At 72.6% G+C, this 25,686-nt stretch carries 23 protein-coding genes and 1 pseudogene; 7 read left to right on the forward strand and 17 right to left on the reverse strand.

Annotation, left to right across the window (positions count from 1 at the left end; all coding sequences use genetic code 11):
• Window positions 1-821 (reverse strand): annotated as a pseudogene (locus tag ACWCQK_RS07720) (2-isopropylmalate synthase); the annotation flags it as partial.
• 332 nt (window positions 822-1,153) lie between these two features.
• Here ACWCQK_RS07720 and ACWCQK_RS07725 point away from each other — a divergent pair.
• From ACWCQK_RS07725 to ACWCQK_RS07740, 4 genes are read left to right on the forward strand one after another with little or no spacing between them, the layout of a single operon-like run.
• Window positions 1,154-2,218, forward strand: coding sequence for a M4 family metallopeptidase (locus tag ACWCQK_RS07725; protein WP_451153006.1), 1,065 nt, complete (start codon window positions 1,154-1,156; stop codon window positions 2,216-2,218).
• Between the two features lie 21 nt (window positions 2,219-2,239).
• On the forward strand, window positions 2,240-2,506 hold the full coding sequence (locus ACWCQK_RS07730; RefSeq protein WP_451153008.1) for a protealysin inhibitor emfourin: 267 nt from the start codon (window positions 2,240-2,242) through the stop codon (window positions 2,504-2,506).
• 46 nt (window positions 2,507-2,552) lie between these two features.
• On the forward strand, window positions 2,553-3,893 hold the full coding sequence (locus ACWCQK_RS07735) for a GH1 family beta-glucosidase (RefSeq protein ID WP_451153010.1): 1,341 nt from the start codon (window positions 2,553-2,555) through the stop codon (window positions 3,891-3,893).
• Window positions 3,890-5,143 carry an MFS transporter gene (locus ACWCQK_RS07740; RefSeq protein WP_451153012.1) on the forward strand — a complete coding sequence of 418 codons (1,254 nt, stop codon included), beginning with the start codon at window positions 3,890-3,892 and terminating at the stop codon, window positions 5,141-5,143. Before ACWCQK_RS07735 ends, ACWCQK_RS07740 begins: the two co-directional genes overlap by 4 nt.
• Window positions 5,144-5,227: 84 nt before the next feature.
• Here the strand turns inward: ACWCQK_RS07740 and era are convergent, their stop codons facing one another.
• Window positions 5,228-6,190 carry a GTPase Era gene (era, locus tag ACWCQK_RS07745; protein WP_451153014.1) on the reverse strand — a complete coding sequence of 321 codons (963 nt, stop codon included), beginning with the start codon at window positions 6,188-6,190 and terminating at the stop codon, window positions 5,228-5,230.
• 214 nt (window positions 6,191-6,404) lie between these two features.
• Between era and ACWCQK_RS07750 the strand changes: the two genes are divergently transcribed.
• Window positions 6,405-6,743: a P-II family nitrogen regulator gene (locus tag ACWCQK_RS07750; protein WP_451153016.1), complete on the forward strand. Its 339-nt coding sequence runs from the start codon at window positions 6,405-6,407 to the stop codon at window positions 6,741-6,743.
• Here ACWCQK_RS07750 and ACWCQK_RS07755 read toward each other — a convergent pair.
• The 11 genes from ACWCQK_RS07755 to ACWCQK_RS07805 all read right to left on the reverse strand — a co-directional run bounded on the left by ACWCQK_RS07755 (window position 6,637) and on the right by ACWCQK_RS07805 (window position 17,263).
• Window positions 6,637-7,710 carry a WxL protein peptidoglycan domain-containing protein gene (locus tag ACWCQK_RS07755; RefSeq protein ID WP_451153018.1) on the reverse strand — a complete coding sequence of 358 codons (1,074 nt, stop codon included), beginning with the start codon at window positions 7,708-7,710 and terminating at the stop codon, window positions 6,637-6,639. The two genes, ACWCQK_RS07750 and ACWCQK_RS07755, sit on opposite strands and share 107 nt — an antisense overlap.
• Window positions 7,711-7,809: 99 nt before the next feature.
• Complete coding sequence (locus ACWCQK_RS07760) at window positions 7,810-9,138, reverse strand: beta-xylosidase (protein ID WP_451153020.1); 1,329 nt, start codon at window positions 9,136-9,138, stop codon at window positions 7,810-7,812.
• A 147-nt stretch (window positions 9,139-9,285) separates the two neighbouring features.
• The gene (locus tag ACWCQK_RS07765; protein WP_451153022.1) at window positions 9,286-9,762 is read right to left on the reverse strand and encodes a hypothetical protein; all 477 of its coding nucleotides are present in this window, start codon (window positions 9,760-9,762) and stop codon (window positions 9,286-9,288) included.
• A gap of 189 nt (window positions 9,763-9,951) precedes the next feature.
• Window positions 9,952-10,305, reverse strand: a complete 354-nt coding sequence (locus ACWCQK_RS07770) for a cytidine deaminase (RefSeq protein ID WP_451153024.1) — start codon at window positions 10,303-10,305, stop codon at window positions 9,952-9,954.
• A gap of 78 nt (window positions 10,306-10,383) precedes the next feature.
• A complete protein-coding gene (locus ACWCQK_RS07775; protein ID WP_451153026.1) occupies window positions 10,384-10,743 on the reverse strand; it encodes an MmcQ/YjbR family DNA-binding protein in 360 nt (119 codons plus the stop codon).
• Window positions 10,740-12,050: a hemolysin family protein gene (locus ACWCQK_RS07780; protein ID WP_451153028.1), complete on the reverse strand. Its 1,311-nt coding sequence runs from the start codon at window positions 12,048-12,050 to the stop codon at window positions 10,740-10,742. The genes ACWCQK_RS07775 and ACWCQK_RS07780 overlap by 4 nt, the downstream gene beginning before the upstream one ends.
• Window positions 12,047-12,544: an rRNA maturation RNase YbeY gene (gene ybeY, locus ACWCQK_RS07785; RefSeq protein ID WP_451153030.1), complete on the reverse strand. Its 498-nt coding sequence runs from the start codon at window positions 12,542-12,544 to the stop codon at window positions 12,047-12,049. The genes ACWCQK_RS07780 and ybeY overlap by 4 nt, the downstream gene beginning before the upstream one ends.
• A 13-nt stretch (window positions 12,545-12,557) precedes the next feature.
• A complete protein-coding gene (locus tag ACWCQK_RS07790) occupies window positions 12,558-13,616 on the reverse strand; it encodes a PhoH family protein (RefSeq protein WP_451153032.1) in 1,059 nt (352 codons plus the stop codon).
• Window positions 13,617-13,826: 210 nt separating this feature from the next.
• A complete protein-coding gene (locus ACWCQK_RS07795; RefSeq protein ID WP_451153034.1) occupies window positions 13,827-14,936 on the reverse strand; it encodes a carbohydrate kinase family protein in 1,110 nt (369 codons plus the stop codon).
• 138 nt (window positions 14,937-15,074) lie between these two features.
• Window positions 15,075-16,370 carry a glucarate dehydratase family protein gene (locus tag ACWCQK_RS07800; RefSeq protein WP_451153036.1) on the reverse strand — a complete coding sequence of 432 codons (1,296 nt, stop codon included), beginning with the start codon at window positions 16,368-16,370 and terminating at the stop codon, window positions 15,075-15,077.
• Entirely contained in the window at window positions 16,367-17,263 is an 897-nt protein-coding gene (locus tag ACWCQK_RS07805) for a 5-dehydro-4-deoxyglucarate dehydratase (RefSeq protein WP_451153895.1), read from the reverse strand. The genes ACWCQK_RS07800 and ACWCQK_RS07805 overlap by 4 nt, the downstream gene beginning before the upstream one ends.
• A gap of 173 nt (window positions 17,264-17,436) precedes the next feature.
• On the opposite strand from ACWCQK_RS07805, the gene ACWCQK_RS07810 reads away from it, so the two are divergent.
• A complete protein-coding gene (locus ACWCQK_RS07810) occupies window positions 17,437-18,225 on the forward strand; it encodes an IclR family transcriptional regulator (RefSeq protein WP_451153038.1) in 789 nt (262 codons plus the stop codon).
• A gap of 199 nt (window positions 18,226-18,424) precedes the next feature.
• Entirely contained in the window at window positions 18,425-19,657 is a 1,233-nt protein-coding gene (locus ACWCQK_RS07815; protein ID WP_451153040.1) for an MFS transporter, read from the forward strand.
• A 457-nt stretch (window positions 19,658-20,114) separates the two neighbouring features.
• Here ACWCQK_RS07815 and ACWCQK_RS07820 read toward each other — a convergent pair whose 3' ends face one another.
• From ACWCQK_RS07820 to ACWCQK_RS07835, 4 genes are read right to left on the reverse strand one after another with little or no spacing between them, the layout of a single operon-like run.
• Window positions 20,115-21,110: an adenosine deaminase gene (locus ACWCQK_RS07820; RefSeq protein ID WP_451153042.1), complete on the reverse strand. Its 996-nt coding sequence runs from the start codon at window positions 21,108-21,110 to the stop codon at window positions 20,115-20,117.
• A 20-nt stretch (window positions 21,111-21,130) separates the two neighbouring features.
• Window positions 21,131-22,036, reverse strand: a complete 906-nt coding sequence (locus ACWCQK_RS07825; RefSeq protein WP_451153044.1) for a ribonuclease Z — start codon at window positions 22,034-22,036, stop codon at window positions 21,131-21,133.
• Window positions 22,037-22,042: 6 nt separating this feature from the next.
• On the reverse strand, window positions 22,043-22,396 hold the full coding sequence (locus ACWCQK_RS07830; RefSeq protein WP_451153046.1) for a histidine triad nucleotide-binding protein: 354 nt from the start codon (window positions 22,394-22,396) through the stop codon (window positions 22,043-22,045).
• A gap of 58 nt (window positions 22,397-22,454) precedes the next feature.
• A complete protein-coding gene (locus ACWCQK_RS07835) occupies window positions 22,455-25,676 on the reverse strand; it encodes a S41 family peptidase (protein WP_451153048.1) in 3,222 nt (1,073 codons plus the stop codon).
• Window positions 25,677-25,686: the final 10 nt, after the last annotated feature.

Raw genomic sequence — 25,686 nt, forward strand, 5'->3', positions numbered from 1 at the left:
TCGGCGCCGGCCATCAGCGCCAGCTCGGCCGCGGCGACGGCCGTACCGCGGTCGTTGTGCGGGTGGACGGACAGGCAGACGTGCTCGCGGCGGGAGAGGTTGCGGTGCATCCACTCGAAGCGGTCCGCGTGCGTGGAGGGCGTCGAACGCTCGACCGTCGCGGGCAGGTTCAGGATGATCTCGCGGCCCGGTCCGGGCTGCCAGACGTCCATGACCGCCTCGCAGACCTCCAGGGCGAAGTCCAGCTCGGTGTCGGTGAAGATCTCGGGGCTGTACTGGTACCCGAACTCTGTCTCGGGGCCCAGCAGCTTCTCCGCGTACTCGACGACCAGACGGGTGCCGTCGACGGCGATCTGCTTGATCTCGTCCCTGGAGCCGCGGAAGACGACCCGGCGGAAGACCGGGGCGGTGGCGTTGTACAGGTGGACGGTGGCGCGGCGGGCGCCCTTCAGCGACTCCACGGTCCGCTCGATCAGGTCCTCGCGGGCCTGGGTCAGTACGGAGATCGTCACGTCGTCCGGGATCGCGCCCTCTTCCTCGATGATCGAGCGCACGAAGTCGAAGTCGGTCTGTCCGGAGGCCGGGAAGCCGACCTCGATCTCCTTGTAGCCCAGCTTGACCAGCTGGTCGAACATCCGGCGCTTGCGCTCGGGCGACATCGGGTCGATCAGTGCCTGGTTGCCGTCGCGCAGGTCGGTGGAGAGCCAGCGGGGGGCCTCGGTGATCCGCCGGTCCGGCCAGGTGCGGTCAGGGATGTCGACCTGCTCGTAACGGCCGTACTTGTGGGTCGGCAGGGAACTGGGCTGCTGACGGTTCGCCATGATTGCGTGGGCTCCTCGAGAAGGTGTCCGACAGGACGGCCGACGACGCAACGCCAAGCTCCGCGGGGAGGGGGTCGGCCTCGACTACAGGCCCTCGCCGCGGCAGCTAAGGAGAAGCAGCCCGAAACGCATGATGCTCCGCAGCCTAGCCGAGCCGCACCTGATGTGCGGGCCTGTTCCAGTATGCGGGACCGGCGGAACATAGCGAACAAAAGAGACAAAGAGTGCTCCATACCACTCCGTGACCTTCACCAGAACCCTTTGTCCCCGTATTTCACCAATCATGGTTGCGGGTAGTGACAGCGGCATAACGCAGTGCAAAGGTGCCGGGCATGACGACACACGGGGGCTCCGAGCCCGTCTTCTGCACAATCGTCCCGCCCCACGTCCTCGACAAGCTCGCCCAGCACGAGGACCCCGCGCTGTCCGGTCCCGCCCGCCGCTCCCTGGAGCGCGACGCCTTCGAGCGCACCCACCGCCGGCTGACCACCGTCGTGGGCGCCCCGGCGGTCGCCCCGGCGACCGCGCCCGACAAGCCGCAGCGCACCCTGTACGACGCCCGCCACCACACCGACCTGCCCGGCAGGAAGGTCCGCGGCGAGGGCGACGACCCGACCAGGGACGCCACGGTCAACCGCGCCTACGCGGGCCTGGGCGCCACCTTCGAGCTGTACCTGAACGCGTACGCGCGCGACTCGATCGACGGCGCCGGCCTGCCGCTGGACGCGACCGTGCACTACGACCGCGACTACAACAACGCCTTCTGGAACGGCGAGCAGATGGTGTTCGGGGACGGCGACGGCGAGATCTTCCTCGACTTCACCCTCCCGATCGACGTCATCGGACACGAACTCACCCACGGCGTCACGCAGTACACGGCCAACCTCACCTACTTCGGCCAGCCCGGCGCCCTCAACGAGTCGCTGTCCGACGTCTTCGGCTCGCTCATCAAGCAGTACACGCTCGGCCAGACGGCCGCCGAGGCCGACTGGCTGATCGGCGCGGGCCTGCTCGCCCCGCGGGTCACCGGCACCGCGCTGCGCTCGATGAAGGAGCCGGGCACGGCGTACGACGACGACGTCCTCGGCAAGGACCCCCAGCCCGCGACGATGGACGACTTCGTGCGCACCGGCCGCGACAACGGCGGTGTCCACATCAACTCCGGCATCCCCAACCACGCCTTCTACCTCGCCGCCACCGCCCTCGGCGGCCACGCCTGGGAACGGGCGGGCCAGGTCTGGTACGACGTGCTGACCGGCGGCGAACTGAAGGAGGACGCCCTGTTCGCCGACTTCGGCACGCTCACGGTGTCCGCCGCGCGGGCGCGGTACGGCGAGGGCGAGGAGCTCCAGGCGGTGCTGAAGGCCTGGGAACAGGTGGGGGTGCGCACGCTCTAGTTCCGTACTAGACACGGACCCATGCGTATTCAGATCAGGCGCACGGGCGGATTCGCGGGCATCGAGCGGCACGCCGAGGTGGACACCTCGGGGCGGCCCGACGCGCACGAGTGGCAGGCCCTGGCCGAGAAGGCACTGGCCGTGGGCCGGGGCACGCCACCGGCCGGGGTACCGGACGGCTTCGGCTACGAGATCACGGTCGACGGCCGGACGGTGTACGCGGCCGACCCCCGGCTGACCGCGGAACAGCGGACGCTGGTCTCCCGCGTACTGAAGGAGGGAGCCTAACCGCTTGTTCACGCCTGCCCGTTGACTTCCGTTACCGACGGTACGGATGATCCGGCCCATGGCGACTGAATCGCGCGACGCGGCGCATCCGATGCCCCAGTTCCCGGCCGGCTTCCTGTGGGGCGTGTCGACCTCGGCCCATCAGATCGAAGGGGCGGCCGACCAGCGTGAGCCGTCCGTGTGGGACGCGTTCACGGCCGAGCCCGGGCGGGTGAAGGACGGCTCGACGGCGGCGGTGGCCTGCGACCACTACCACCGCTACGGCGAGGACGTGGCCCTGCTCGCCGGCCTGGGCGTGGACGCGTACCGCTTCTCCGTCTCCTGGCCGCGGGTCCGCTTCGGCGACGGCAGCGGCCTGGACTTCTACGACCGTCTGGTGGACGAGCTGTGCGCGGCGGGCGTCCGGCCCGTGCCCACCCTCTTCCACTGGGACCTCCCGGCCGGACTGGACTGGCTCGACCGGGACACCGCGGCCCGCTTCGCCGACCATGTGGCACGGGTCGCCGACCGGCTCGGCGACCGCGTCGGCAAGTGGATCACCCTGAACGAGCCCGCGGAGCACACCCTGCTGGGACACGCCCTCGGCGTCCACGCCCCCGGCCGGAAGCTGCTCTTCGACGCCCTGCCGGTCGCCCACCACCAACTGCTGGCCCACGGGCTGGCCGTACGGGCGCTGCGGGCGGCCGGCGCCACGGACATCGGCATCGCCAACTCGCACGGCCCGGTCTGGCCCGCCTCACCGGAACCGGCCGATCTGGAGGCCGCCGCCTTCTACGACGTCCTGCTGAACCGCCTCTTCGCGGAACCGCTGCTGCTCGGCCAGTACCCCGAGGGGCTGGGCGAGTTGATGCCGGGTGACGTGGAGTCGGACCTGAAGGTCATCGCGGAACCCATCGACTGGTACGGCGTCAACTACTACGCCCCGACGAAGGTGGGCGCCCCGCAGGGCGCGGAGATCGAGTTCGGCGGTGTCGTCATGCCGGCCGAACTCCCCTTCTCCGTGCAGGAGATCGAGGGCACGCCGGTGACGGACTTCGGCTGGCCGGTGGTGCCGGAGGGCCTCACCGAAGTACTCACCACGTTCCACGAGCGCTACGGCGACCGGCTCCCGCCCGTCGTCATCACCGAGAACGGCTGCTCCTACGAGGGCCTCGACGACCAGGACCGCATCGCCTACCTGGACGGCCATCTGCGGGCGCTGCACCGCGCGGTGGAGGCGGGCGTCGACGTGCGGGGCTACTTCGTGTGGTCGCTGCTGGACAACTTCGAGTGGGCGGAGGGCTACGCGCGCCGCTTCGGTCTCGTCCACGTCGACTACCGGACCCTGGCGAGGACCCCGAAGGCGTCGTACGCCTGGTTCCGGGACGTGCTGCGGGCCCAGAGATGACGGACACCCGGCCCCCGCGGGCGCTCGCCGAGCCCGTCGAACGGGTCGGCCGGGGCTGGACCGCGGCCCTCGCGCTCGCCAACGGGGCCATCTGGGTCGGCTGGTTCGGCCCGCTCCAGATCCTGCTGGCCTCCCAGACCGAGGACTTCGCGCCCGGCTCCGGCCTGTCGAAGGAGGCGATGCTGGCCTGGGTGACCGGCGTGGGCGCGGTCGTGTCCCTGGTCGCCAACCCGCTGTTCGGCGCCCTGTCGGACCGCACCACGGCCCGCCGGGGCCGCCGTACACCGTGGATCGTGGCCGGCGCGGCGGGCGGCGCGCTGTCGTTGCTGCTGCTCGCGGGCGCGGACGGCGTGTGGACCATGACGGCGGCCTGGTGTCTGGTCCAGCTGACCCTCAACGCGGCCTTCGCGGCGATCACGGCGGCGGTCCCCGACCACGTGCCGCGGTCCCAACGGGGCGCCGTGGGCGGCTGGCTGGGCGCGGCCCAGATCCTGGGCGTGGTCGGCGGCACCGGCCTGGCGACGGCGGCGGGCGGCATCGGGGCGGGCTACGCGGCGTGCGCGGTGTTCACCGCCGTGGGCGTCCTGCCGTACGTCCTGTGCCACGACGATCCGCGTCTGTCGCGCGCGCGGCGGCCGGCCTGGTCCGCGCGCGCCTTCCTGGCCGGCTTCTGGCTGAGCCCGCGCCGCCATCCGGACCTGGCCTGGGCCTGGCTGACCCGCTTCCTGATCAATCTGAGCAACGCGCTGGTGCTGCTGTACCTGCTCTACTACCTGCGGGACCGTCTGCACCACCCCGACCCCGACCAGGGCGTCCTGATCCTCACGGCGGTCAACGCCCTGACCCTCCTCGCGACGGTCGTCGTCGGCGGGGTCTGGTCGGACCGGGTCGGCCGCCGCAAGCCCTTCGTCATCTGGTCGGGCGTGCTGATGGCGGTGGCCACGGCGGCGCTGGCCGGCTGGCAGACCTGGGCGGGCGCGATCGTCGCGGCGGCGGTCCTGGGGATCGGCTTCGGCGTGTTCACCTCCGTCGACTTCGCCCTGATGACCGACGTGCTGCCCGAGGCCCTGAACCGGGGCAAGGACCTGGGCGTGATCAACATCGCCAACGCCCTCCCCCAGGTCGCCGCCCCCGCCCTGGCCGCGCCGATCGTGACGTATCTCGGCGGCTACCGGGTTCTGTACCTGGTGGCGGCGGTGATCGGGTTGGCCGGGGCGGTGCTGGTGGGGCGGATCCGGGGGGTGGACTGAAAAACAGGGCCCGCGGACGGAGAAGCCGGGGCCCGCGGACGGAGCGGCCGGGGTCCGCGGGCTCGGAAGCCGGGGAGCGCCGGCTCAGAAGCCGAGCTTGCGCAGCTGCCTCGGGTCGCGCTGCCAGTCCTTCGCGACCTTCACGTGCAGGTCCAGGAAGACCGGCGTGCCCAGCAGTGCCTCGATCTGCTTGCGGGACTTGATGCCGACCTCCTTGAGCCGCTTGCCCTTGGGGCCGATGATGATCCCCTTCTGGCTGGGCCGCTCGATGTAGACGAAGGCGTGGATGTCGAGCAGCGGCTTGTCGGCGGGGCGGTCCTCGCGCGGGAGCATCTCCTCCACCACGACCGCGATGGAGTGCGGCAGCTCGTCGCGCACCCCTTCCAGCGCCGCCTCGCGGATCAGCTCCGCCACCATCACCTGCTCGGGCTCGTCCGTCAGGTCGCCCTCGGGGTAGAGCGCGGGTCCCTCGGGCAGCAGCGGGACGATGAGGTCGGCGAGCAGGTCGACCTGCTGGTCCGCGACCGCCGACACCGGGACGATCTCGGCCCACTCGAAGCCGAGCTCCACGCCGAGCTGGTCGATCGCGATGAGCTGCTCGGCCAGTGTCTTGCCGTCCACCAGGTCGGTCTTCGTGACGATCGCGATCTTCGGCGTCTTCTTGATCGACGCCAGTTCCTTCGCGATGAAGCGGTCACCAGGACCGAGCTTCTCGTTCGCCGGCAGACAGAAGCCGATCACGTCGACCTCGGCCCACGTCGTGCGCACGACGTCGTTGAGCCGCTCGCCCAGCAGCGTGCGCGGCTTGTGCAGCCCGGGGGTGTCCACCAGGATCAGCTGGGCGTCGGGCCGGTGCACGATGCCCCGCACGGTGTGCCGCGTGGTCTGCGGCTGGTTCGCCGTGATGGCCACCTTCTGGCCGACCAGAGCATTCGTGAGGGTGGACTTGCCCGCGTTGGGACGGCCCACGAAGCAGGCGAAGCCGGCGCGGTGGGGGGCCTCGGCCGGCTGTTCGGATGACTCGGTACGAACGCTCATGGCGCCCATTGTCCCTGATCCACGAGCCCCCGCTGCACGCAGCGCGGATCGCCGCCGGCGGCGGGGTTCGGCGGGCCTTCGCGGTCGCGCGCGCGGGACCGGCGCGAGCACACCGGCCGGGACCTTACGGTGCGCGTCGCGACGGCTTACGATCACGTGGCCCGGGCCACGGCGCCCCGGTCGGCCCCGCCGTCCCCTCCGCCCAGAAGGTCGTGCCGCAGGCATGAAGCTCATCACCGCGATCGTCAAGCCGTTCCGCCTCGACGAGGTCAAGACCGCGCTCCAGGAGCTCGGTGTACACGGTCTGACCGTCACCGAGGCCAGCGGCTACGGCCGTCAGCGCGGCCACACCGAGGTGTACCGCGGCGCCGAGTACCAGGTCGACCTCGTGCCCAAGGTCCGGATCGAGGTCGTGGTGGAGGACGCCGACTCGGACGCCGTCATCGACGCGATCGTCAGCGCCGCGCGGACGGGGAAGATCGGGGACGGGAAGGTGTGGTCGGTGCCGGTCGAGACGGTCGTACGGGTACGGACCGACGAGCGCGGCCCCGACGCGCTCTGACCAGCAGCACTCCACCCGCCACCGCCACGGCGGAGGCCACCGCCAGCAGCAGCCACGGCAGCGCCAGGAACGACGCGCCCGCCGACTCCCGCGTGCCCTGGGCGCTGGCCGTCAGCGTGACGTCGGCCCGGTCCAGCTGCGGCGCCCCGGACCAGGGCTCACTGAGCCGGACACGCTGGCCGGGCAGCAGCTCGGCGGGGATCCTCGTCAGTGCGCGGGACAGGAGCGTACGGCCGAACAGGCCCCGCGCCCGCAGCTCCACCTTCGGGTCGAGGGTGATGTTGCCGGTGTTGTGCAGGGTGTAGGAGATCCTCGCCGTGCTGTCCCCGAGGCCGGGCACGAGCGGCTGGTGATGCGTGACGTGGACGTCCTCGACGGAGATCGCGGGGAGCGTGGGGCCGCTCACCCGCAGGTAGACACGGGCGCCGACGGCCCGCTGCACTCCGACGGCGACCGATCCGCCGCCGGTGTCGACGCGCTCGTCGAGCGCCACGACGGCCCCCGGGTGGTCGCCCGGTTCGGCGTCCTTCGGCACCCGGAGCGTGACCGGGACGGTGACCGCCGCGTGGGCGGGGACGGTGACCCGGGAGCGCGCCGGCTTCGCCCAGGCACCGACCCCCCGCATCGTCTCCTTCACCGTCCGCACGGCGAACCCGCCGTCCCGGGCGGTGTTGTAGGCGTCGGCCGCGTAGAGGCGGAAGGTCAGGGGCGCGCCGGTCTTGTTGGCGACGACCACCTCGTCCTCGATCGTCTGGCCCGGGTCGGCGGAGAGGTAGAAGTAGGGGCGCGCGGCGACGGCCGAGGAGGCGGGGTAGACGGACCAGCTGCCGTTGTCGGCGGCCTGCGCGGGCGCGGCGGGGCCGACGAGGAAGAGGCCCAGCAGGAGGGGGAGCAGAAGGAGAGGGGCGCGGAGACGGGAGAGGAAGGGGGCGGGGAGGCGGGAGAGGAAGGGGGCGGGTGCGGGCATGAGTGCGGACTCCCCACGGACGTACGGACGTGACGAGACCCAGGTGGACGGGCGGGTGCGGACCTGTGGTGCGGCGCCCGGCCACCGCGGGTGTGCGGCTCAGGTGAGCGTGAGCGTGAGGATGCCGGAGTACGCGCCCGGCGGGGTGAACTCAGGTACGTTCAACGACAGTTGTGCGTCGACGGTGAACTCGCCGCCGGTGAGCGTGCCGTCGGGGGTGCCGGCCAGCGTCGCTCCCGAGGCGCCCACCGTGCCCGTCGAACCGGCCTGGCAGGTGCTCGGGCTGCCCGCCTTGGTGGCGCAGGCGGGGGTCCAGCTCAGCTTGCCGGCGTCGATCGAGGCGCCGGGACCGGTGAAGGCGGTGACCTTGCCGGTCAGGGACCAGCCCGCGGGGCCGCCGCGGAAGTCCTTGACGGTCACCGTCCGCAGGGACCCGGTCGAGGCCCCGCCCTTGCCGAAGTCGACCGCCGTCAGCTGCACGGCGTCCCCGGCCTGGGACATGGACAGCGTGCCCGCGTTCACGGTGGCGGTCAGCTTCTGACTGCCCTCGGGTACGGGGGTGTCGTCGATGACGACATAGGCGGCGGGCCCGGCGCCCTTGTCCGGATTCCACGCGCCGCCCTCGTACGCGACGACCCCGGTGGTCGTCTTGTCGTGGACGACGAGTGAGCCGCTGAAGGCGCCCTGGGCGTCGGCGGTCACGGTCGCGGTGTCCGCGGTCTGGGCGCTTCCGGCCCGGCCGGCCAGGGTGACGGTCGCCCCCGGCGTGAAGTTGCCACCGTTGACGGTGACGCTGTCACCGGGGTTGCCGGAGGCCGAACCCAGGCTGATGGAACGGGTGTTGGGCTGGGTCACGTCCGTCGCGGTGACGGTCTCGGAGACCGGCGCGGGCGGGGTGATGACCGTGCAGGGGGTGTCCAGTTCCAGGATGTAGCTGGTGTGGATGTTGTAGTCGCCGGGCGAGAGCGTGATCGCGCCGGCCGCGGTGACCGTGAACGTGCCGGTCATGGAGAACGACGGGAAGGCTCCCCGCCCCGGCACCGGGTCGTTCTTCTTCGGTCCCGTGACCGTGACGCTGCCCGTCTGCGCCCCGCCCAGGGTGACCTTCCCGGTCGGCGTCATGATGTCGGCCGGCAGGGCGAGATCGGTGGGGTTGCTCGCGGCGGGTGTGACCACCGTGTAGGTCACGGTGACGGTGTCGCCGACCTTGGGGCTGGCCTTGTCCACCGCGACCTTCGCGGTGGTGGTGCCGTCGATCGGCGGGATGCCCGCGATCGCGGGCGGGATGCAGTGCGTGGCGAAGTCCACGTTCGTGGACGCGGCTCCGGCCGGACAGGCCAGTGCGCCCCCCGCGGTGACCGCGAGCGCGGTCGCCCCGAGCAGCGACGCCCACCGGCGCCATCGGGATCTTCGGGGTGTCGGACCCATGCTTGCCCCCTCTGAGGGATGCGGGCGCAGCGGCTCGTCTGCGCCGACAGGGGGCCATTGATGTGCAGCCGACGTGAGAAGTCAATGGAGATGCGGCAGGGAAACTGACGATCCATCAGTTTCCCTGCCACTGAGCCGGGTTCGCGCTCAGTCGAAGACGAACGGCCCCGGCGACTGCGCGCCGCTCGCCGTACAGGTGACGGTGATCCCGAAGATCGTCATCCGGACCTGTCCCCCGTACGCCTCCAGGCTGTCGCCGGAGGCCACGGTCCCGTCGAGCGGGCCGACGGTGATGTCGTCCCCGGCGGCCATCGCCGGGTTCCTCGCGCCGGTGAAGGCGGTGGTGCCGGACGCCCCGCCCCGCAGGGTGAGGACGGTGCTGATCGAGTCCTGCGCGATCCCGATCGGCGCCTTGATCGCGGAGGACGTCAGGGTGATGGTGGCGGCGGTGCCGCTCTGGGTGGCGGTGAGCGTCGCCGCCCCGCCGCCGAAGAAGCCGCAGTTCGCGGTGATCGTCGCCGTCTGCGGGGTGACGGCGGCGGCGGTGGGCGCGAACGCGAGCCCCGTGACCGCGAGGGCCCCGACCGCGAGTGCCGCACCCGTGCGTATGCGCTTTCCTGTCATGTGGATCCTGGTCCCTTCCCTGTTCCGGGAATGTCCTGTGGGGTGGACGGGAGGTGCTCCGACGCGACCGTCCCGGGCAGGTGGGTGCGGACACACTGCGCGGCGTCGGATCTGACGGACCGTCGGAACCACCGGTTCCATTGATGCGCGAGAGACAGGGAAGGGCAAGGACGAATTCCGGACTGCTCCTCAGCCCGCCGTGACCGTCGCCCGGACCGTCCCGTCCGGCGAGGCCACCAGCACCGGCGTGGCCGGTCCGCCCAGATCCCGGACCGCCGCCCGGTCCGCCGCGGACGCGGACTCCGCCTCGGTCACCACGGCCGCCGCCTCCAGCGACTTCGCGCCGGACGCCACCGCCATGGCCACCGCCGTCTGCAGGGCGCTCAGCTTCAGCGAGTCGAGCGCGACGGTTCCGGCCACGTACGTACGTCCGGTCTCGTCCCGTACGGCCGCTCCCTCGGGCACGCCGTTGCGGGCGCGGGCGGACCGGGCCAGGGTGACGATCTTGCGGTCCTCGGGGTCGAGCGCGTTGCTGTCAGTCATGCCCCGAGCATACGAAGAACCGCGCGGGGCCCGGCCGAGGGTCCGCGCGCGCTGACGTGACGGCGCCGGCCGGGGAGGTCACGGCCGGTCCAGCCGCAGCCGCTCCGCCCTCGGCAGCCCCGCCACCACCAGGTCGTAGGAGTCCTCGACGAGCTCGCGGACCAGCCGGTCGGGAAGCTCGCCGCCGGCCGTCACGGTGTTCCAGTGGCGCTTGTTCATGTGATAGCCGGGGACGACCAGACCGGGGTGCAGGCCGCGCAGCCGGACCGCGTCGTCGGGGTCGCACTTGAGGTTGACCGTCAGGGGCCGCGCGTCCAGGGCCGACAGGGCGAAGAGTTTGCCCGCGACCTTGAAGACGGAGGTCTCCGGGTTGAACGGGAAGTCCTCCACGGCCGCTTCGAAGGACAGGCACAGGGCGCGCAGCTCCTTGGGGGTCACTCCGGTTTCGTCTCCTCGTCGTCCGCCGGACCCGCCGGGCCGACCGGCTCCACCAGCACCGTCACGATCTTGTTCCGGCGGCCGGCGGACGCCTCCGCGGTCAGCCGCAGTTCCCGTCCGTCGGGGAGTTCCACCGCGGCCGACGCCCCGGCGATCGGGACCCGGCCCAGCGCCTTCGCGAGCAGTCCGCCGACGGTCTCCACGTCCTCGTCGTCGTACTCCTCCAGCCCGTACAGCTCGCCGAGGTCGGTGATGTCGAGGCGGGCGGTGACCCGGTAGCGGTCGTCGGCCAGCTCCACCACGGGCGGGATCTCACGGTCGTACTCGTCGGTGATCTCGCCGACGATCTCCTCGAGGATGTCCTCGATGGTGACGATGCCGGCCGTGCCGCCGTACTCGTCGATGACGACGGCGACGTGGTTGCGGTCCTGCTGCATCTCGCGCAGCAGGTCGCCCGCGTTCTTGGTGTCGGGCACGAACGCGGCCGGCCGCATGGCCGTCGACACCAGCTCGCTCTCCGCGTCCCGGCTGATGTGCGTCTTGCGGACCAGGTCCTTCAGATACACGATCCCGACGACGTCGTCCTCGCTCTCGCCCGTGACGGGGATGCGCGAGAAACCGGACCGCAGGGCCAGGGTGAGGGCCTGGCGGATGGTCTTGTAGCGCTCGATGACCACGAGGTCGGTGCGCGGGACCATCACCTCCCGCACGAGCGTGTCGCCCAGTTCGAAGACGGAGTGCACCATACGGCGCTCGTCGTCCTCGATCAGTGACTCCTTCTCGGCCAGGTCCACCAGCGCCCGCAGCTCCGCCTCGGAGGCGAACGGACCCCGGCGGAAGCCCTTGCCGGGGGTGAGCGCGTTGCCGATGAGGATGAGCAGCGAGGGGATCGGGCCCATGATCCGCGCCAGCGGCAGCAGGACGTACGCCGCCGCCGTCGCCGTGTTCAGGGGGTGCTGGCGGCCGATGGTGCGCGGGGAGACGCCGACGGCGACGTACGACACGAGGACCATGACCGCGATGGCCACCAGGAGCGCCTCGGCCGTGCCGTCGAACTCCTTCAGACAGGCGTAGGTGACCAGCGCGGCCGCCGCCATCTCGCAGGCGACGCGGGCCAGCAGCGCCACGTTGAGGTAGCGGGTCGGGTCGGCGGCGATCTGGGCCAGCTTCGCGCTGCCGCGGCGGCCGGACTTGACCGCCTCCTCGGCGCGGAAACTGGAGACGCGCGCGAGGCCCGCCTCCGCGCAGGCGGCGAGCCACGCGACCACGACCAGGGCGATCGCGCCGAGGACGAGTTGCGCGCTCATGAGACGGTCGGAGCCGGGGACGGCCCGGTCAGGCCCTTCTCCGCGCGCCAGCCGTCCACGATGGCGGCCTGGAGGCCGAACATCTCGGCCTTCTCGTCGGGCTCCTCGTGGTCGTAGCCCAGCAGGTGCAGCACTCCGTGGACGGTGAGCAGCTGGAGCTCCTCGTCCATGGAGTGCTGGGTGGCCGCCTCCGCGCCCTGCCGTTCGGCGACCTCCGGGCAGAGCACGATGTCGCCGAGGAGGCCCTGCGGGGGCTCGTCGTCGTCCTTCGACGGCGGACGCAGTTCGTCCATCGGGAAGGACATGACGTCCGTGGGCCCCGGCAGGTCCATCCACTGGATGTGCAGCTGCTCCATGGCGTCGGCGTCCACGGCGATCACCGAGAGCTCGGAGAGCGGGTGGATGCGCATCCGCGCGAGGGCGTAACGGGCGATGTCGAGGATCGCCTGCTCGTCGACCTCGGTTCCGGACTCGTTGTTGACGTCGATCGACATGGTGCTGGCTTGTCTACTTCCGCTTGTTACGGCCGCCCTTGTGGGTGCCGTTCTCCGTACCGTTCTCGCTGTCGTACTTCTCGTACGCGTCGACGATACGGCCGACCAGCTTGTGCCGGACGACATCCTGGGACGACAGCCGGGAGAAGTGGACGTCGTCCAGCCCCTCCAGGATGTCCTGCACCTGGCGGAGCCCGGACTTCGTGCCGTTCGGGAGGTCCACCTGCGTCACGTCACCCGTGATCACGATCTTCGACTCGAAGCCGAGCCGGGTGAGGAACATCTTCATCTGCTCGGGGCTCGTGTTCTGGGCCTCGTCCAGGATGATGAAGGCGTCGTTGAGCGTACGGCCACGCATGTAGGCCAGCGGCGCCACCTCGATCGTGCCCGCCGCCATCAGGCGGGGGATCGAGTCGGGGTCGAGCATGTCGTGCAGCGCGTCGTACAGCGGGCGCAGATACGGGTCGATCTTCTCGTAGAGCGTGCCGGGCAGGAAGCCGAGGCGCTCGCCCGCCTCCACCGCGGGGCGGGTCAGGATGATGCGGTTGACCTGCTTGGACTGCAGGGCCTGCACCGCCTTGGCCATGGCCAGGTAGGTCTTGCCGGTGCCGGCGGGGCCGATGCCGAAGACGATCGTGTGCTTGTCGATCGCGTCGACGTACCGCTTCTGGTTGAGGGTCTTGGGGCGGATCGTGCGGCCTCGCGAGGACAGGATGTTCTGCGTCAGTACCTCGGCCGGGGTCTCCTGGCCGTCGCTCGTCCCGTTCTCGCTCGCCCTCAACATCGCGATCGAGCGTTCCACTGCGTCCTCCGTCATCGGCTGCCCGGTGCGGAGCACCAGCATCATCTCGTCGAACAAGCGCTGGATGAGGGCGACTTCCCGCGGGTCGCCGACTGCGCTGATCTCGTTGCCCCGGACGTGGATGTCGGCCGCCGGGAAGGCCGTCTCGATCACGCGCAACAGGGAGTCGCCTGATCCCAGCACGGTCACCATGGGGTGCTGGGCGGGGACGGTGAACTGTGCTCTCGCCTGCGGCTGCGCAGGCGTGCGAGCTGTGGGTGTCTGAGTCATGGGCCGGCGCTGTAGGCCTGCGGTTCCTCCTCGTCACGGCCGCGTAGCTGAGGGCGGCCTCGCGATTCCAAGAGTACGACGGGGGGCCGACAACGCCGTAGGGCTTTTCGGCACGGACGTCGCACGGACACCGCCCGTACCGCTACCCTCCGACCCGCCGTACCGCTACCCACCGACCGCCGTACCGCTCACGCCGACCGGCCGAACCGCTCACGCCGACCGGCCGAACCCGATCGTCGGCACCGCCCTGCGCAGGGGCCACGGCCTGACCGGCTCCTCCTCCGGGATGAGGCCGTCCAGGAACGCGTACCGGCGCAGGGCGGCCGGATCCTGCCCCTCGACCGACTGCACCCGGCGCCACCAGGCCGCGATCTCCGCCCAGCCGGGGGCGGACAGGGAGCCGCCGAACTCCTGGACGGAGAGGGCGGCGGTCAGGCCCGCGAAGGCCAGCCGGTCGGCCAGCGGCCAGCCCGCCAGGGTGCCGGTGACGAAGCCGGCCACGAAGACGTCGCCGGCGCCGGTCGGGTCGAGGGCCTCCACGGCGATCGCCGGGACCTCGGCGCTCTCGCCGGTGCGCCGGTCCACGGCGTACGCGCCGTCCGCGCCGAGGGTGACGACGGCGAGCGGTACGTGCGCGGTGAGGGCGTGGGCGGCGGCGCGGGGGCAGTCGGCGCCGGTGTAGCGCATCGCCTCTTCCGCGTTCGGCAGGAAGGCCTCGCAGTGCCGGAGGTCGGCCAGCGCCGCCAGGTCCCAGGCACCGGTGTCGTCCCAGCCGACGTCGGCGAAGATGCGGGTGCCCTCGCGGGCGGCCTGGGCGATCCAGTGGGCGGTGCGGCCCGGCGTGAGCGAGGCGACGGCGGCACGCGCGCGGGGGGCGTGCTCGGGGGCGGTCTCCTCGGGGGGCGGCTCGTGGCCGTGGGAGACCATCGTGCGCTCGCCCTCGTAGGCCATGGAGACGGTGACCGAGGAGTGCCAGCCGGGGACCGTGCGGGACGGCGAGAGGTCGATGCCCTCACCCTGTGCCAGGGCGTCCCAGCAGTACTCGCCGTAGTGGTCGTCGCCGAAGGCGGCCGCGAGGGACGTTCTCAGGCCGAGGCGGGCGAGCGCGGTCGCCATGTTGGCGACGCCCCCGGGGCTCGACCCCATGCCCCGGGCCCAGGACTCCGTCCCGCGCACCGGGGCGGAGTCGAGCCCGGTGAAGATGATGTCCAGGAACACCGTGCCGGTCAGGTACACGTCCCAGGGTGGGTCGCCCGGTGCGCGCAGGGCGGACAGCGGATCGACGTGGGCCTGGCAGTGCTGCGGTCCCTCTCCGTGCACGTGGCGCTCCCTGACGTGGTGCGGATCTGGCCAGTGTGCACCACAGCACTGACGAAACACCGCGCAGCACGTCGGCCGACGGCGGGCCGAGTCCCCGGGCCGCCGCCGGCCGCCTCCCGTCCCGGACCGGCCCCGGAGTCACCAGCGGGGCACGGCGGGGGTGGTCCAGCCGGGGTCGGCGACGCGCATCGCCGCCGCGTCGTCGCGGTCGCGCAGCGCGCTGTCGGCTTCCAGCCAGCGCCGGTGGAGGAAGTCCAGGCGCTCGCGGTCGAGTTCGACGCCGAGGCCGGGGGCGTCCGAGACGGTGACCGCGCCGCCCTCGAAGGTGAGGCGCTCGGTGAGCACGTCCTCCGACTGCCAGGGGTAGTGGGAGTCGCAGGCGTGGTGGAGGCCGGCGACGGTGGCCGCCACCTGGGTCATGGCGGCCAGGCTGATGCCCAGGTGGGTGTTGGAGTGCATGGAGATGCCGACGCCGAAGGCGCTGCAGACGGCGGCCAGTCGCTGGGTGTTGCGCAGTCCGCCCCAGTAGTGGTGGTCGGAGAGGACGACCTGCACGGCGCCCTTGGTGAACGCTTCCTGGATCTCGCCGAAGGTCGTCACGCACATGTTGGTGGCGAGCGGCACGTCGGTCCCGGCGGCCACCTCGGCCATCGCGGGGGTGCCGAGCGCCGGGTCCTCCAGGTACTCCAGGACGTCGCCCAGCTCCTTCGCCACCTTCAGCGAGGTCTCCACGCTCCAGGCGCCGTTGGGGTCCAGGCGGAGCGGATGCCCGGGGAACGCCTTCGCGAGGGCGCGTACGGCGGCGATCTCCTCGTCCGGCGGGAAGACACCGCCCTTGAGCTTGAAGGAGGTGAAGCCGTACCGCTCGGTGAACCTGCGGGCCTGTTCGACGATCCCGGCCGGGTCGACGGCGGCGCCCCAGTCGTCCTGTTCGCCGGCCACGCCCACGGGGTGGCCGGCCCACTTGTAGAACAGGTACGCGCTGTACTCGACCGTGTCGCGGACCTTCCCGCCGAGCAGCGCGTGCACGGGCAGGTCCAGGGCCTTGCCGAGGGCGTCGAGGCAGGCCACCTCGAAGGCGGAGACGACGGACAGGCGCAGTTTGCCGGCGGTCTGCACACCGCGCAGGCCGCCGACGTCGACCTGGCGCGAGACGCGGGAGCCGTCGACGGCGACCTCGTCCGCGAGGTCGAACAGCGCGTTGAGGTCGCTGACCCGCCGGCCGACGAGCCGGTCGGCGAAGGGCCGGGCCAGCTCCAGGTACTTGGTGTCGCCGTAGGTCTCGCCGAGTCCGGTGACCCCGTCGGCGGTGACGATCTCGACGATCAGTCGTGGGGTGTACGGCTGGTGCACGCCCTGGGTGTTCAGCAGCGGCGGGTCGGCCACCAGGATCGGGGTGAGCCGTACTTCGGTGATGGTCAGGTCGCGGGTCACAGCGTGGCTCCTACGAGGTCGAGTCCGGCGGTGAGCAGGGTGCGCAGCTCGGCCAGGTCGGCGGCCGAGGGGTCGGTGAGCGGGGCGCGGACGGGCCCGACGGGGCGGCCGCGCAGCCGGGCCGCGGCCTTGACGAGGGACACGGAGTAGCCGGGCACCCGGTCGCGCAGTTCGACGAAGGGGACGTAGAAGTCGCGCAGCAGCCGGTCGGCGGTCTTGTCGTCGCCGTCGCGCAGGGCGGCGAAGAAGGCGTCGGCGATCTCGGGCGCGAAGGCGTGCACGGCGGAGGAGTAGGCGGGGACGCCGACGGTGGCGTAGGCGCGGGCCTGGATCTCGGCGGTGGCGGCGCCGTTGAAGAAGAGGAAGCCGTCGGGGGCGGCGAGGGTGAGGCGCTGGAGTCGGTCGAGGTCGCTGTGGCCGTCCTTGAGCCCGATCACGGCGGGGAGGGCGGCGACGCGGCGCAGGGAGGCGGGGGTGAAGGTGACCTGGCCGCGCTGGTAGGCGATGAGCGGGAGCCGGGTGCGGGCCGCGATCTGTCCGAGCTGGGCGACCAGGCCGTCCTGCGGGGCGGCGACCAGGTAGTGGGGCAGGACGAGCAGGGCGTCGGCGCCCGCCTCCTCGGCGATCCGGGCGAACCGCACGGCCTGGGCCCAGCCGTAGCCGACCCCGGCGACGACGGGCACGCGGCCGGCCGTCTCCTGGACGGCGAGGGTGACGACCTGGCGGTACTCGTCCTCGTCGAGCGAGAAGAACTCGCCGGTGCCGCAGGCGGGGAAGAGGGCGCCGGGTCCGGCGGCGAGCTGGGCCGCGAGGTGCGCGCGGCAGCCGTCGGGGTCGAGGGAGCCGTCCTCGTGGAAGCTGGTCAGCGGGAAGGACAGCACACCGCGCGCCATTCCCTCCGCCAGCCGCTCGGTCACGTCCGTGGCCGCCGTACCGGTGTCGGGGCTCACCGTCAGTCATCTCCCTCTATGGATGTCATCTACGTATGGAGATGAAGGTTAGATAGGCGAACGAGGGCAGTCAATGGTCCGGGATGTGGCCGGCCGGCCCGCATTACCATCGGCGCATGTCGGAGACAGGGGGCGTGCGCGAGGTGAAGTCCGCGGCGCGGACGGTCGAGCTGCTGGAACTGCTCGCGGCGCGCGGGGACCGGCCGGCCCGGCTCCAGGAGCTGGCGGACGCGCTCGGGGTGCCGCGCAGCTCGATGTACGCGCTGCTCCAGACGCTGATCTCGCGCGGCTGGGTCCGCACCGACGACACCGGCTCGCTCTACGGCATCGGCATCCACGCCCTGCTCACCGGCACCGGCTATCTCGACTCCGACCCGCGCGTCCGGCTCGTCCACCCCTACCTCGACGAGGCCTCGGAAGCGCTCGGCGAGACGATCCACCTCGGGCGGCTGGACGGCCGTGACGTGGCCTATCTGGCGACGCGCGAGTCGCACGCCTACCTGCGCACCATCAGCCGGGTGGGCCGCCGGCTCCCCGCGCACGCGGGCGCGCTGGGCAAGGCGCTGCTGGCGGAACGGCCCGACGGGGAACTGCCCGGGGGCCCGTACGAGGCCCTCACCCCGCACACCCGCACGACCCGCGACGCGCTGGCCGCCGACCTCGCCGGAGTGCGGGCCCGCGGCCACTCCGTCGACCGCGAGGAAAGCGTCCTGGGCATCACCGGCTTCGGCTTCGCCCTGCGCTACGACGTGCCCGCGCAGGACGCGATCAGCTGCTCGGTGCCGGTGGCCCGGCTCACGCCGGAGCACGAGGAGCGGATCGTCGCGGTGATGCGGGAGACCCGGGCGAAGATCGAGACGGTGGCGCCGGGAGCGGGCGCGCGAGGCGCGGTGAGCTGGCGGTAGGCGCCGCCTCCACCCCCTGGAAGGCGGGCCCTCATACCCGGCCTTCCCCGCCCCAAACCCAACGTGTTCCACATCACGCCCCCCACCCTTCTGCTCGCAGCGCGTGCTTGATACAAATTGCCCGCGCGTTCCCGTCCGTCGACGGTCGGCGCCCCACCCCCCTCTTGTGCCGCCCCCTTCGCATGCCCCGGGAACGCCCGTGTTCGCCCCTCGCACCACTCCCTGGCCCGTCGTCGCCCTGTTCGCGACCGGGTACCTCGCCCCGTATCTGCTGCCCACCACCGTCGGCAGGCTGGACTCGGGGCTGCCGCTGTCGGCCACCCAGGCCGGAGCCGTCGGCAGCGCGCTGCTGCTGAGTTCGGCGGCGGCCGGGTTCGTCCTCGCGTCCCGGGTGGAGCGGATCGGGGCACGCCGGCTGGCCCGCGTCGGCATCGTCCTGGCCGTGCTCGGCTACGGCGGCGCCGCCCTCACCGGCGTCGTACCGGCCGTCGTCCTCGGCGCGCTGGTGGGCGGGTTCGGCTCCGGTACGGTCACCGCGGTCGCCGCCACCCGGATCGCCGCCGAACGCGATCCGCACCGCGCCTCGACGCTCGGGCTGCTCGGCGTCTCCGCGCTCGCGGGCGCCGTCTACCTGACGGTGCCGCACCTCGGTCCGGGACACGGCCAGCCGCTGGCCGCGATCGCCCTGACCGCGCTCGCCGTCTGGCCCCTGACGGGCCGTCTCCCGGGCCGTACGGCCCCGCCGCCGGCCCGGCGCGAACGGGCCCGGCTCCCCCAGCTGCGCGCCGGGCTCGTCCTCGCCGCGGCCATGCCCTGCTGGTCCCTCGTCCAGAACTCCCTGTGGGGGGTCAGCGGCCGGATCGGGCTGAACCAGGCGCACCTCACCGAGACCACCGTCGGTGTCGTCTTCGCCGCCGCGCTGGGGGCCGGGCTGCTCGGGGTCCTGGGCGCGGGGGCGCTCGGGCCCCGGCTGGGGCGGGCGCTGCCGATCGGGGCGGGCACCGCGCTGATCGCCGGCTGTGTCGTGGTCAGCGCGTCCGCGACCGACCTCACGACCTTCGCGACGGGCGAGATCGCCTGGAACGCACTGTATCCGGTGGTGCTCTCGTACCTCATCGGCCTCGCCGCCTCCCTGGACCCGCGCGGCCGCTGGGCGGTGCTCGTCGGGTCGGCGTCCTCGCTGGGCACGGCGGCCGGTCCGCTGACCGGGAGTGTGCTCTCGGCGCGGGCCGGGTTCCCCGGCATGGGGGCGATGCTCGCGGTCGGGCTGCTCGCGGTCGCCGTGCCCATGACCGCGGTCGCCCTGCACACCGCCGGGCGCCCGCTGCTGGCGAGCGTGGTCCGGCGGCGGGGCGGCGCGCTGCCCGTCGTCGAGGTGACGGTGGACTCCCCCACGGTTCCCGCGCGGGGGGCCTACGGCACGACGGACTGACCGCGGCGACACCCGGCGGGTGAGGCCGCCATCTGGCCTCCGGGCCTGGGTAGTCGCCTGGCTGCGGGCCGGTGGGGGCCGGGCGCGCAGTTCCCCGCTCCCCTTTCAGGTCGGCCGACTCGCCTCGGTCGTGTCGCGACGTCCTGCGGCCGTGAGGAGTCGTCGGCTGCGGGTCCGTGGGGGCCGGTCGCGCAGTTCCCCGCGCCCCTTTCAGGTCGGCCGACTCGCCTCGGTCGTGTCGCGACGCCCTGCGGCCGTGAGGAGTCGTCGGCTGCGGGTCCGTGGGGGCCGGTCGCGCAGTTCCCCGCGCCCCTTTCGAGTCGGCCGACTCACGTCCGTCGTGAAGCGACGCCCTGCGGTCGTGAGGGGTCGTCTGGCTGCGGGCCGGTGGGGGCCGGTCGCGCAGTTCCCCGCGCCCCTTTCGGGGGCCGCCCGGTCGTGTGGTTCTCCGGGGTCGTCAGGTCGTGAAGTCGTAGGTCTCGACCTCGGCCAGGTAGCGGGCTCGGCGTTCCTCGTCGTCGTCCAGGAAGGAGGCGAGGAAGGAGTTGCGGGCCAGTTCGCGCAGCCGGTCGTCGGTCAGGCCGAGGGCGGCGCGCACGGCGTCGAAGTTGTCGCCCGCGTAGCCGCCGAAGTAGGCGGGGTCGTCGGAGTTGACCGTGCACAGCAGGCCCGCGTCCAGCATCGCGGGCAGCGGGTGGTCCGCGAGGACGTCCACCGTGCGCAGCCGGACGTTCGACAGCGGGCACAGGGTCAGCGGGACGCGCTCACGCACCAGCCGCTCGACCAGTTCCGGGTCCTCCATGCAGCGCAGGCCGTGGTCGACGCGCTCGACGCCGAGCACGTCCAGGGCCTCGGTGATGTACCGCGGCGGGCCCTCCTCACCGGCGTGCGCCACGCGCCGCAGCCCGAGGGCGGCGGCGCGCTCGTACACCTCGCGGAACTTCACCGGCGGGTGGCCGACCTCGGCCGAGTCCAGGCCGACGCCGGTGATCCGGTCCAGGTACGGCCCGGCCGCCTCCAGGGTCGCCAGGGCCGACTCGGCGGAGTCGTCGCGCAGGAAGCACAGGATCAGCCGGGTGGAGACGCCGTGGTTCTCCTCACTGCGGCCGAGCGCCCGCCACAGCCCCTCGACGACCGTGCCTATCGCCAGCCCCCGGGCGACGTGGGCCTGCGGGTCGAAGAAGATCTCCGCGTGCCGCACCCCCTGCGCGGCGGCGCGGGCCAGGTAGGCGTTCGCCAGGTCCTCGAAGTCCCGCTCGGTGCGCAGCACGGCCATGAGCTCGTAGTACAGGTTCAGAAAGGACTGGAGATCATCGAACCGGTACGCCGTGCGGAGCTCTTCCGTGTCGGCGTACGGCAGGGTGACACCGTTGCGCGCGGCGAGCGCGAACGCCAGCTCGGGTTCCAGGGTGCCTTCGATATGGAGGTGCAGCTCAGCTTTGGGGAGGGGCATCAAAGCATCGTACGGGTGTTTTATCGTCGTTTCGGAACCGGTACCCGCAGCAGATCGTGGGCGACGGTCAGCTCTCCCTCGAAGCCGGCCGCCCGTGCCTGCCGTTCGAACTCGTCGGGGTCGTCGTAACGCTGGCTGAAGTGCGTGAGCACGAGATGCCGTACGCCCGCCTCGCGCGCGACCCGGGCCGCCTGCCCGGCGGTCAGGTGACCGTGTTCGACGGCGAGGCCGGTGTCCTCGTCGAGGAAGGTCGACTCGATGACGAGCAGGTCGCAGCCCTCGGCCAGCGCGTACACGCCGTCGCACAGCCGGGTGTCCATCACGAACGCGAACCGCTGGCCGCGCCGCGCCTCGCTGACGTCGTCCAGCGTGACGGCTCCGATCGCGCCCTCGCGCTGGATCCGGCCCACGTCCGGGCCCTTGATCCCGTGCGCCGCGAGCCGCTCGGGCAGCATGCGGCGGCCGTCGGGCTCGACGAGCCGGTAGCCGTAGGACTCGACGGGATGCGACAGCTTGCGGGCCTCCAGCGTGTACGACGGGGTCACCGCGAGGTGTCCGTCGGAGTCCACCGGTGCCTCGGTGAGCCCGACCGACTCCCGGTAGGCGGTCGCGTACCGCAGCCGGTCGAAGAAACGCTGCCCGGAGCGCGGGTAGTGCGCGGTCACCGGGTGCGGCACCCGGTCGAGATTGATGCGCTGGATCACCCCGGGCAGGCCGAGGCAGTGGTCGCCGTGGAAGTGGGTGACACAGATCCGGTGCAGGTCGTGGGCCGCGACCCCGGCACGCACCATCTGGCGCTGCGTGCCCTCGCCGGGATCGAAGAGGAGACCCTCGCCGTCCCAGCGCAGCAGGTAGCCGTTGTGGTTGCGATGCCGGGTGGGGACCTGGCTGGCGGTGCCGAGGACCACCAGTTCGCGTACGGACACGGTGGCCTAGCCGGGGGGCCAGTGCATGCCGCGCCCGCCGAGGACGTGCGCGTGGGCGTGGAAGACGGTCTGGCCCGCGCCGGCACCGGTGTTGAAGACGACGCGGTAGCTGTCCAGCTTCTCCTCGTCCGCGACCGCCTTCGTCTCGCGCAGCACGTCGGCGGCGAGCGCCGGGTCGGCGGCGGCGAGCTCGGCCGCGTTCGCGTGGTGCGCCCTGGGGATCACCAGGACGTGCGTGGGCGCCTGGGGGTTGATGTCCCGGAACGCGACGGTCGTCTCCGTCTCTCGGACGATCGTCGCCGGGATCTGTCCCGCGACGATCTTGCAGAACAGGCAGTCGTCCTGCGGCTCCCCTGCCATACGTGTGCCCTCCTCGCGCGGTCGACGTCGTACCGGAGCATCGTAGCGAGCCCCTGTGTCACTCCAGGCCCGGCAGGCTCGGCGGGGTCTTGGCGGGCGTCTCCTCCAGCGCCTCCAGCGCGATCCGGACCGCCTCCTCCAACTGGACGTCCCGGCCGGCCGCGTGGTCCTGCGGGCGCTGCACCACCTCCACGTCGGGATCCACGCCGTGGTTCTCCACGCCCCACCCGTAACCCTCCAGCCAGAAGGCGTACTTGGGCTGGGTGATCAGGGTCCCGTCGACCAGGTGGTAGCGGCTGTCGATGCCGACGACACCGCCCCAGGTGCGGGTGCCGACGACCGGTCCGATGCCCAGCGCCTTGATGGCGGCGTTGACGATGTCGCCGTCGGAGCCGGAGAACTCGTTGGCGACGGCGACGACCGGTCCGCGGGGCGCGTCCTGCGGATAGCTCATGGGCCGCATGCCACGCGGCAGGTCCCAGCCGACGATCCGCCGCGCCAGCTTCTCCACGATCAGCTGGGAGGTGTGGCCGCCCCGGTTCTCCCGGACGTCCACCACCAGCCCGTCGCGGATCACCTCGACGCGCAGGTCCCGGTGGATCTGCGCCCAGCCGGGCGCCTGCATGTCGGGGATGTGCAGATAGCCGAGCCGGCCGCCGGAACGCTCGTGCACGAACGCCCGCCGGTCGGCGACCCAGGCGTGGTACCGCAGCGGTTCCTCGTCCGCGGTCGGGACGACGACCGCGTGCCGGAGGTCGCCGCCGCCGGCCGGGGAGACCGTCAGCTCCACCGCCTTGCCCGCGGTGCCGACCAGCAGCGGTCCGGGGCCGGTCACCGCGTCCACCGGATGCCCGGCGACCGCGACGATCGCGTCCCCGGCACGCACCGCCACACCGGGCGCGGCCAGCGGGGAGCGGGCCTTCGGGTCGGAGGTCTCCGAGGGCAGCACGCGGTCGATGCGCCAGACGCCGTCCGGGTGCCGGGAGATGTCGGCGCCGAGCAGACCCTGACGGGCGCCGTGGCCGTGACCGCCGTTGGGGGTGACGTAGGCGTGCGAGGTGCCGAGTTCGCCCTGTACCTCCCACAGCAGGTCGACCAGGTCGTCGTGGGTGGCGAGGCGGTCCAGGACCGGCCGGTAGCGGTCCAGGACGCCGTCCCAGTCGACGCCGCCCAGGTCCGGGCGCCAGAAGTTGTCCCGCATGACCCGGCCGGTCTCGTCGTACATCTGCCGCCACTCGGCCGCCGGGTCGACGGTCTGCCGTACCCGGGAGAGGTCGACGGTGATGTTGGAGTCGCTGTCGTCGTCCGTCGAGGCCCGCCGGTCGCTGGGGACGACCTTGAGGCGGCCGTCGGTCCACAGCAGCAGCCGCTTGCCGTCGCCGGTGACGTCGAAGTCGTCGACGTCGGCGGCGAGGTGCTCGATGCGCTGCTGGGCCAGGTCGTAGCGCTCCAGCTCGGTCTTGGGGTCGGGCGTGTCCGGGGTGGCGCGGGAGGCGCCGAGGACACCGCGCACCGGGTGGCGCAGCCACAGCACACCGTCCTTGGCGGCGCGCAGGGTGGAGTAGCGGGCGGCCTCGACCGGGAAGGGCACGATGCGGTCGGCGAGGCCTTCGAGGTCGATCCGGGTCGCCGGGGTGCCCTCGCTGTCGGGCGTCTCGTCCTTGTCGGGGGCCTCGAAGGGGCGGCCGTGGCGCTGCGGCCCGAACGGCGACGGCGTGGTCGCGGCGAGCGTGATCAGGTGCGGCCGGGCGCCCTCCACGAACGCCAGGTCGAAGACGTGCTCGTCGTAGACCGGGTCGAAGGAGCGGTTCGACAGGAAGGCGAGGTGCTTGCCGTCGAGGGTGAACGCGGGGGCGTAGTCCTGGAAGCGCAGCGGGGTCGCCTCGGTCACCGACAGATCGGTGGTGTCGGCGAGCCTGAGCTGGGTCAGCGGGTACGGGCCGGGGTGCGACCAGGCGAGCCAGGCGGAGTCGGGCGAGAAGGTGAGGCCCGCCACGTCGCCGTACTCGCTGCGGTCGACCTCGCGGACCTCGCCGGTCTCCCGCTCCACGACCAGCAGCCGCCCGTCGTGCGCGGCGACGGCGGCCCGGGTGCCGTCGGGCGCCATCGCCAGGTCGAGGACGCGGCCGAGCTGTCCGGCGGCGATCCGGCGCGCGGTCGCGCCGGGGGCGAGGCCCGTGGAGGGCGCGAACTCCAGGGCGTCGTCGCCCTCGGCGTCCGTCACCCACACCACCCACTCCTCGCCCTCCGCGCGGAAGGTCCGGGGCAGCCGGGCCCGTACGCCGGGCCGGGCGGCGAGCGCGCGGGCCGGTCCCGCGCGGTGGGTGACCCAGTGGACGGCGCCGCGCACGGCGACCGCGCTGCCGCGTCCGGTGTGGTCGGGGGCGGCCGAGCCGAACCAGTGGGCGGCGTTCACCGGGCGGGGCCGGCGGTCGGTGCGCTGTCCGCCGAGCCGGATGTCGAGCCGGCGCGGCTCGGCCCCGTCGAGGTCGTCCAGCAGCCACAGCTCACCGGCCGAGACGTAGACGACACGGCGGCCGTCGCTCGCGGCGTGCCGGGCGTAGAAACCGTCGCCCTCGGGGGTGTGCCGGCGCAGGCCGGAGCCGTCGGCGAGGGACGAGTACAGGGCGCCGGTGCCCTCGTGGTCGGAGAGGAAGGCGATGCGCTCGCCCGCCCACGCCGGGAACTCCAGGTTGCCGTCCAGTTCCTCGTGCAGCCGTGTGAACGAGCCGTCGCCGTCGCGGTCGATCCACAACTTGCCCGCCGTACCGCCCCGGTAGCGCTTCCACCAGGCGGCCTCGCGGCCCATCGGCGCGGACAGCAGCACGGTGTGCGGCCCGAACGCCACGTCACCGACGGGCCCGTAGGGCAGGACGGCCGCCGGTCCGCCGTCGAGCGGGACGGCGCGCGCCCAGCTGCGGCGCGGGCTCGCCTGCCCCTCGCTGCTGGTGACGAGGACCTCGCCGTCCGGGGTCCAGCCGCGCACCCTGGTCGTCGAACTGCCCCAGTATGTAAGCCTCTTGGCGGGGCCTCCGTCGACGGGGGCGATGTGCACCTCGGGGGCGCCGTCCCGGGTGGAGGTCCAGGCGACGGTGGTGCCGTCGGGCGAGATCCGCGGCAGCGTCACGGGCATGTTGTCGGCGCTGACCCGCCAGGGCCGTCCGCCGTCGAGGGGCGCGAGCCACACGTCGTCCTCGGCGGTGAAGGCGACCAACTCGCCGTGCAGGTGCGGGAAACGGGGATAAGCCGACGTGGGCGCGGAGGCAGCAGGCTGGGTCACACGATCACCC

The sequence above is a fragment of the Streptomyces sp. NPDC002306 genome, from assembly GCF_053593435.1.

Coding starts and splice junctions, on each gene's coding strand:
- ACWCQK_RS07725 (WP_451153006.1), top strand. CDS start 1,154: ATGACGACACACGGGGGCTCCGAGCCCGTCTTCTGCACAATCGTCCCG.
- ACWCQK_RS07790 (WP_451153032.1), bottom strand. CDS start 13,616: ATGACTCAGACACCCACAGCTCGCACGCCTGCGCAGCCGCAGGCGAGA.
- ACWCQK_RS07780 (WP_451153028.1), bottom strand. CDS start 12,050: ATGAGCGCGCAACTCGTCCTCGGCGCGATCGCCCTGGTCGTGGTCGCG.
- ACWCQK_RS07740 (WP_451153012.1), top strand. CDS start 3,890: ATGACGGACACCCGGCCCCCGCGGGCGCTCGCCGAGCCCGTCGAACGG.
- ACWCQK_RS07760 (WP_451153020.1), bottom strand. CDS start 9,138: ATGGGTCCGACACCCCGAAGATCCCGATGGCGCCGGTGGGCGTCGCTG.
- era (WP_451153014.1), bottom strand. CDS start 6,190: ATGGGCGCCATGAGCGTTCGTACCGAGTCATCCGAACAGCCGGCCGAG.
- ACWCQK_RS07820 (WP_451153042.1), bottom strand. CDS start 21,110: ATGCCCCTCCCCAAAGCTGAGCTGCACCTCCATATCGAAGGCACCCTG.
- ACWCQK_RS07810 (WP_451153038.1), top strand. CDS start 17,437: ATGTCGGAGACAGGGGGCGTGCGCGAGGTGAAGTCCGCGGCGCGGACG.
- ACWCQK_RS07765 (WP_451153022.1), bottom strand. CDS start 9,762: ATGACAGGAAAGCGCATACGCACGGGTGCGGCACTCGCGGTCGGGGCC.
- ACWCQK_RS07830 (WP_451153046.1), bottom strand. CDS start 22,396: ATGGCAGGGGAGCCGCAGGACGACTGCCTGTTCTGCAAGATCGTCGCG.
- ACWCQK_RS07735 (WP_451153010.1), top strand. CDS start 2,553: ATGATCCGGCCCATGGCGACTGAATCGCGCGACGCGGCGCATCCGATG.
- ACWCQK_RS07750 (WP_451153016.1), top strand. CDS start 6,405: ATGAAGCTCATCACCGCGATCGTCAAGCCGTTCCGCCTCGACGAGGTC.
- ACWCQK_RS07730 (WP_451153008.1), top strand. CDS start 2,240: ATGCGTATTCAGATCAGGCGCACGGGCGGATTCGCGGGCATCGAGCGG.
- ACWCQK_RS07805 (WP_451153895.1), bottom strand. CDS start 17,263: ATGGCGCGCGGTGTGCTGTCCTTCCCGCTGACCAGCTTCCACGAGGAC.
- ACWCQK_RS07755 (WP_451153018.1), bottom strand. CDS start 7,710: ATGCCCGCACCCGCCCCCTTCCTCTCCCGCCTCCCCGCCCCCTTCCTC.
- ybeY (WP_451153030.1), bottom strand. CDS start 12,544: ATGTCGATCGACGTCAACAACGAGTCCGGAACCGAGGTCGACGAGCAG.
- ACWCQK_RS07770 (WP_451153024.1), bottom strand. CDS start 10,305: ATGACTGACAGCAACGCGCTCGACCCCGAGGACCGCAAGATCGTCACC.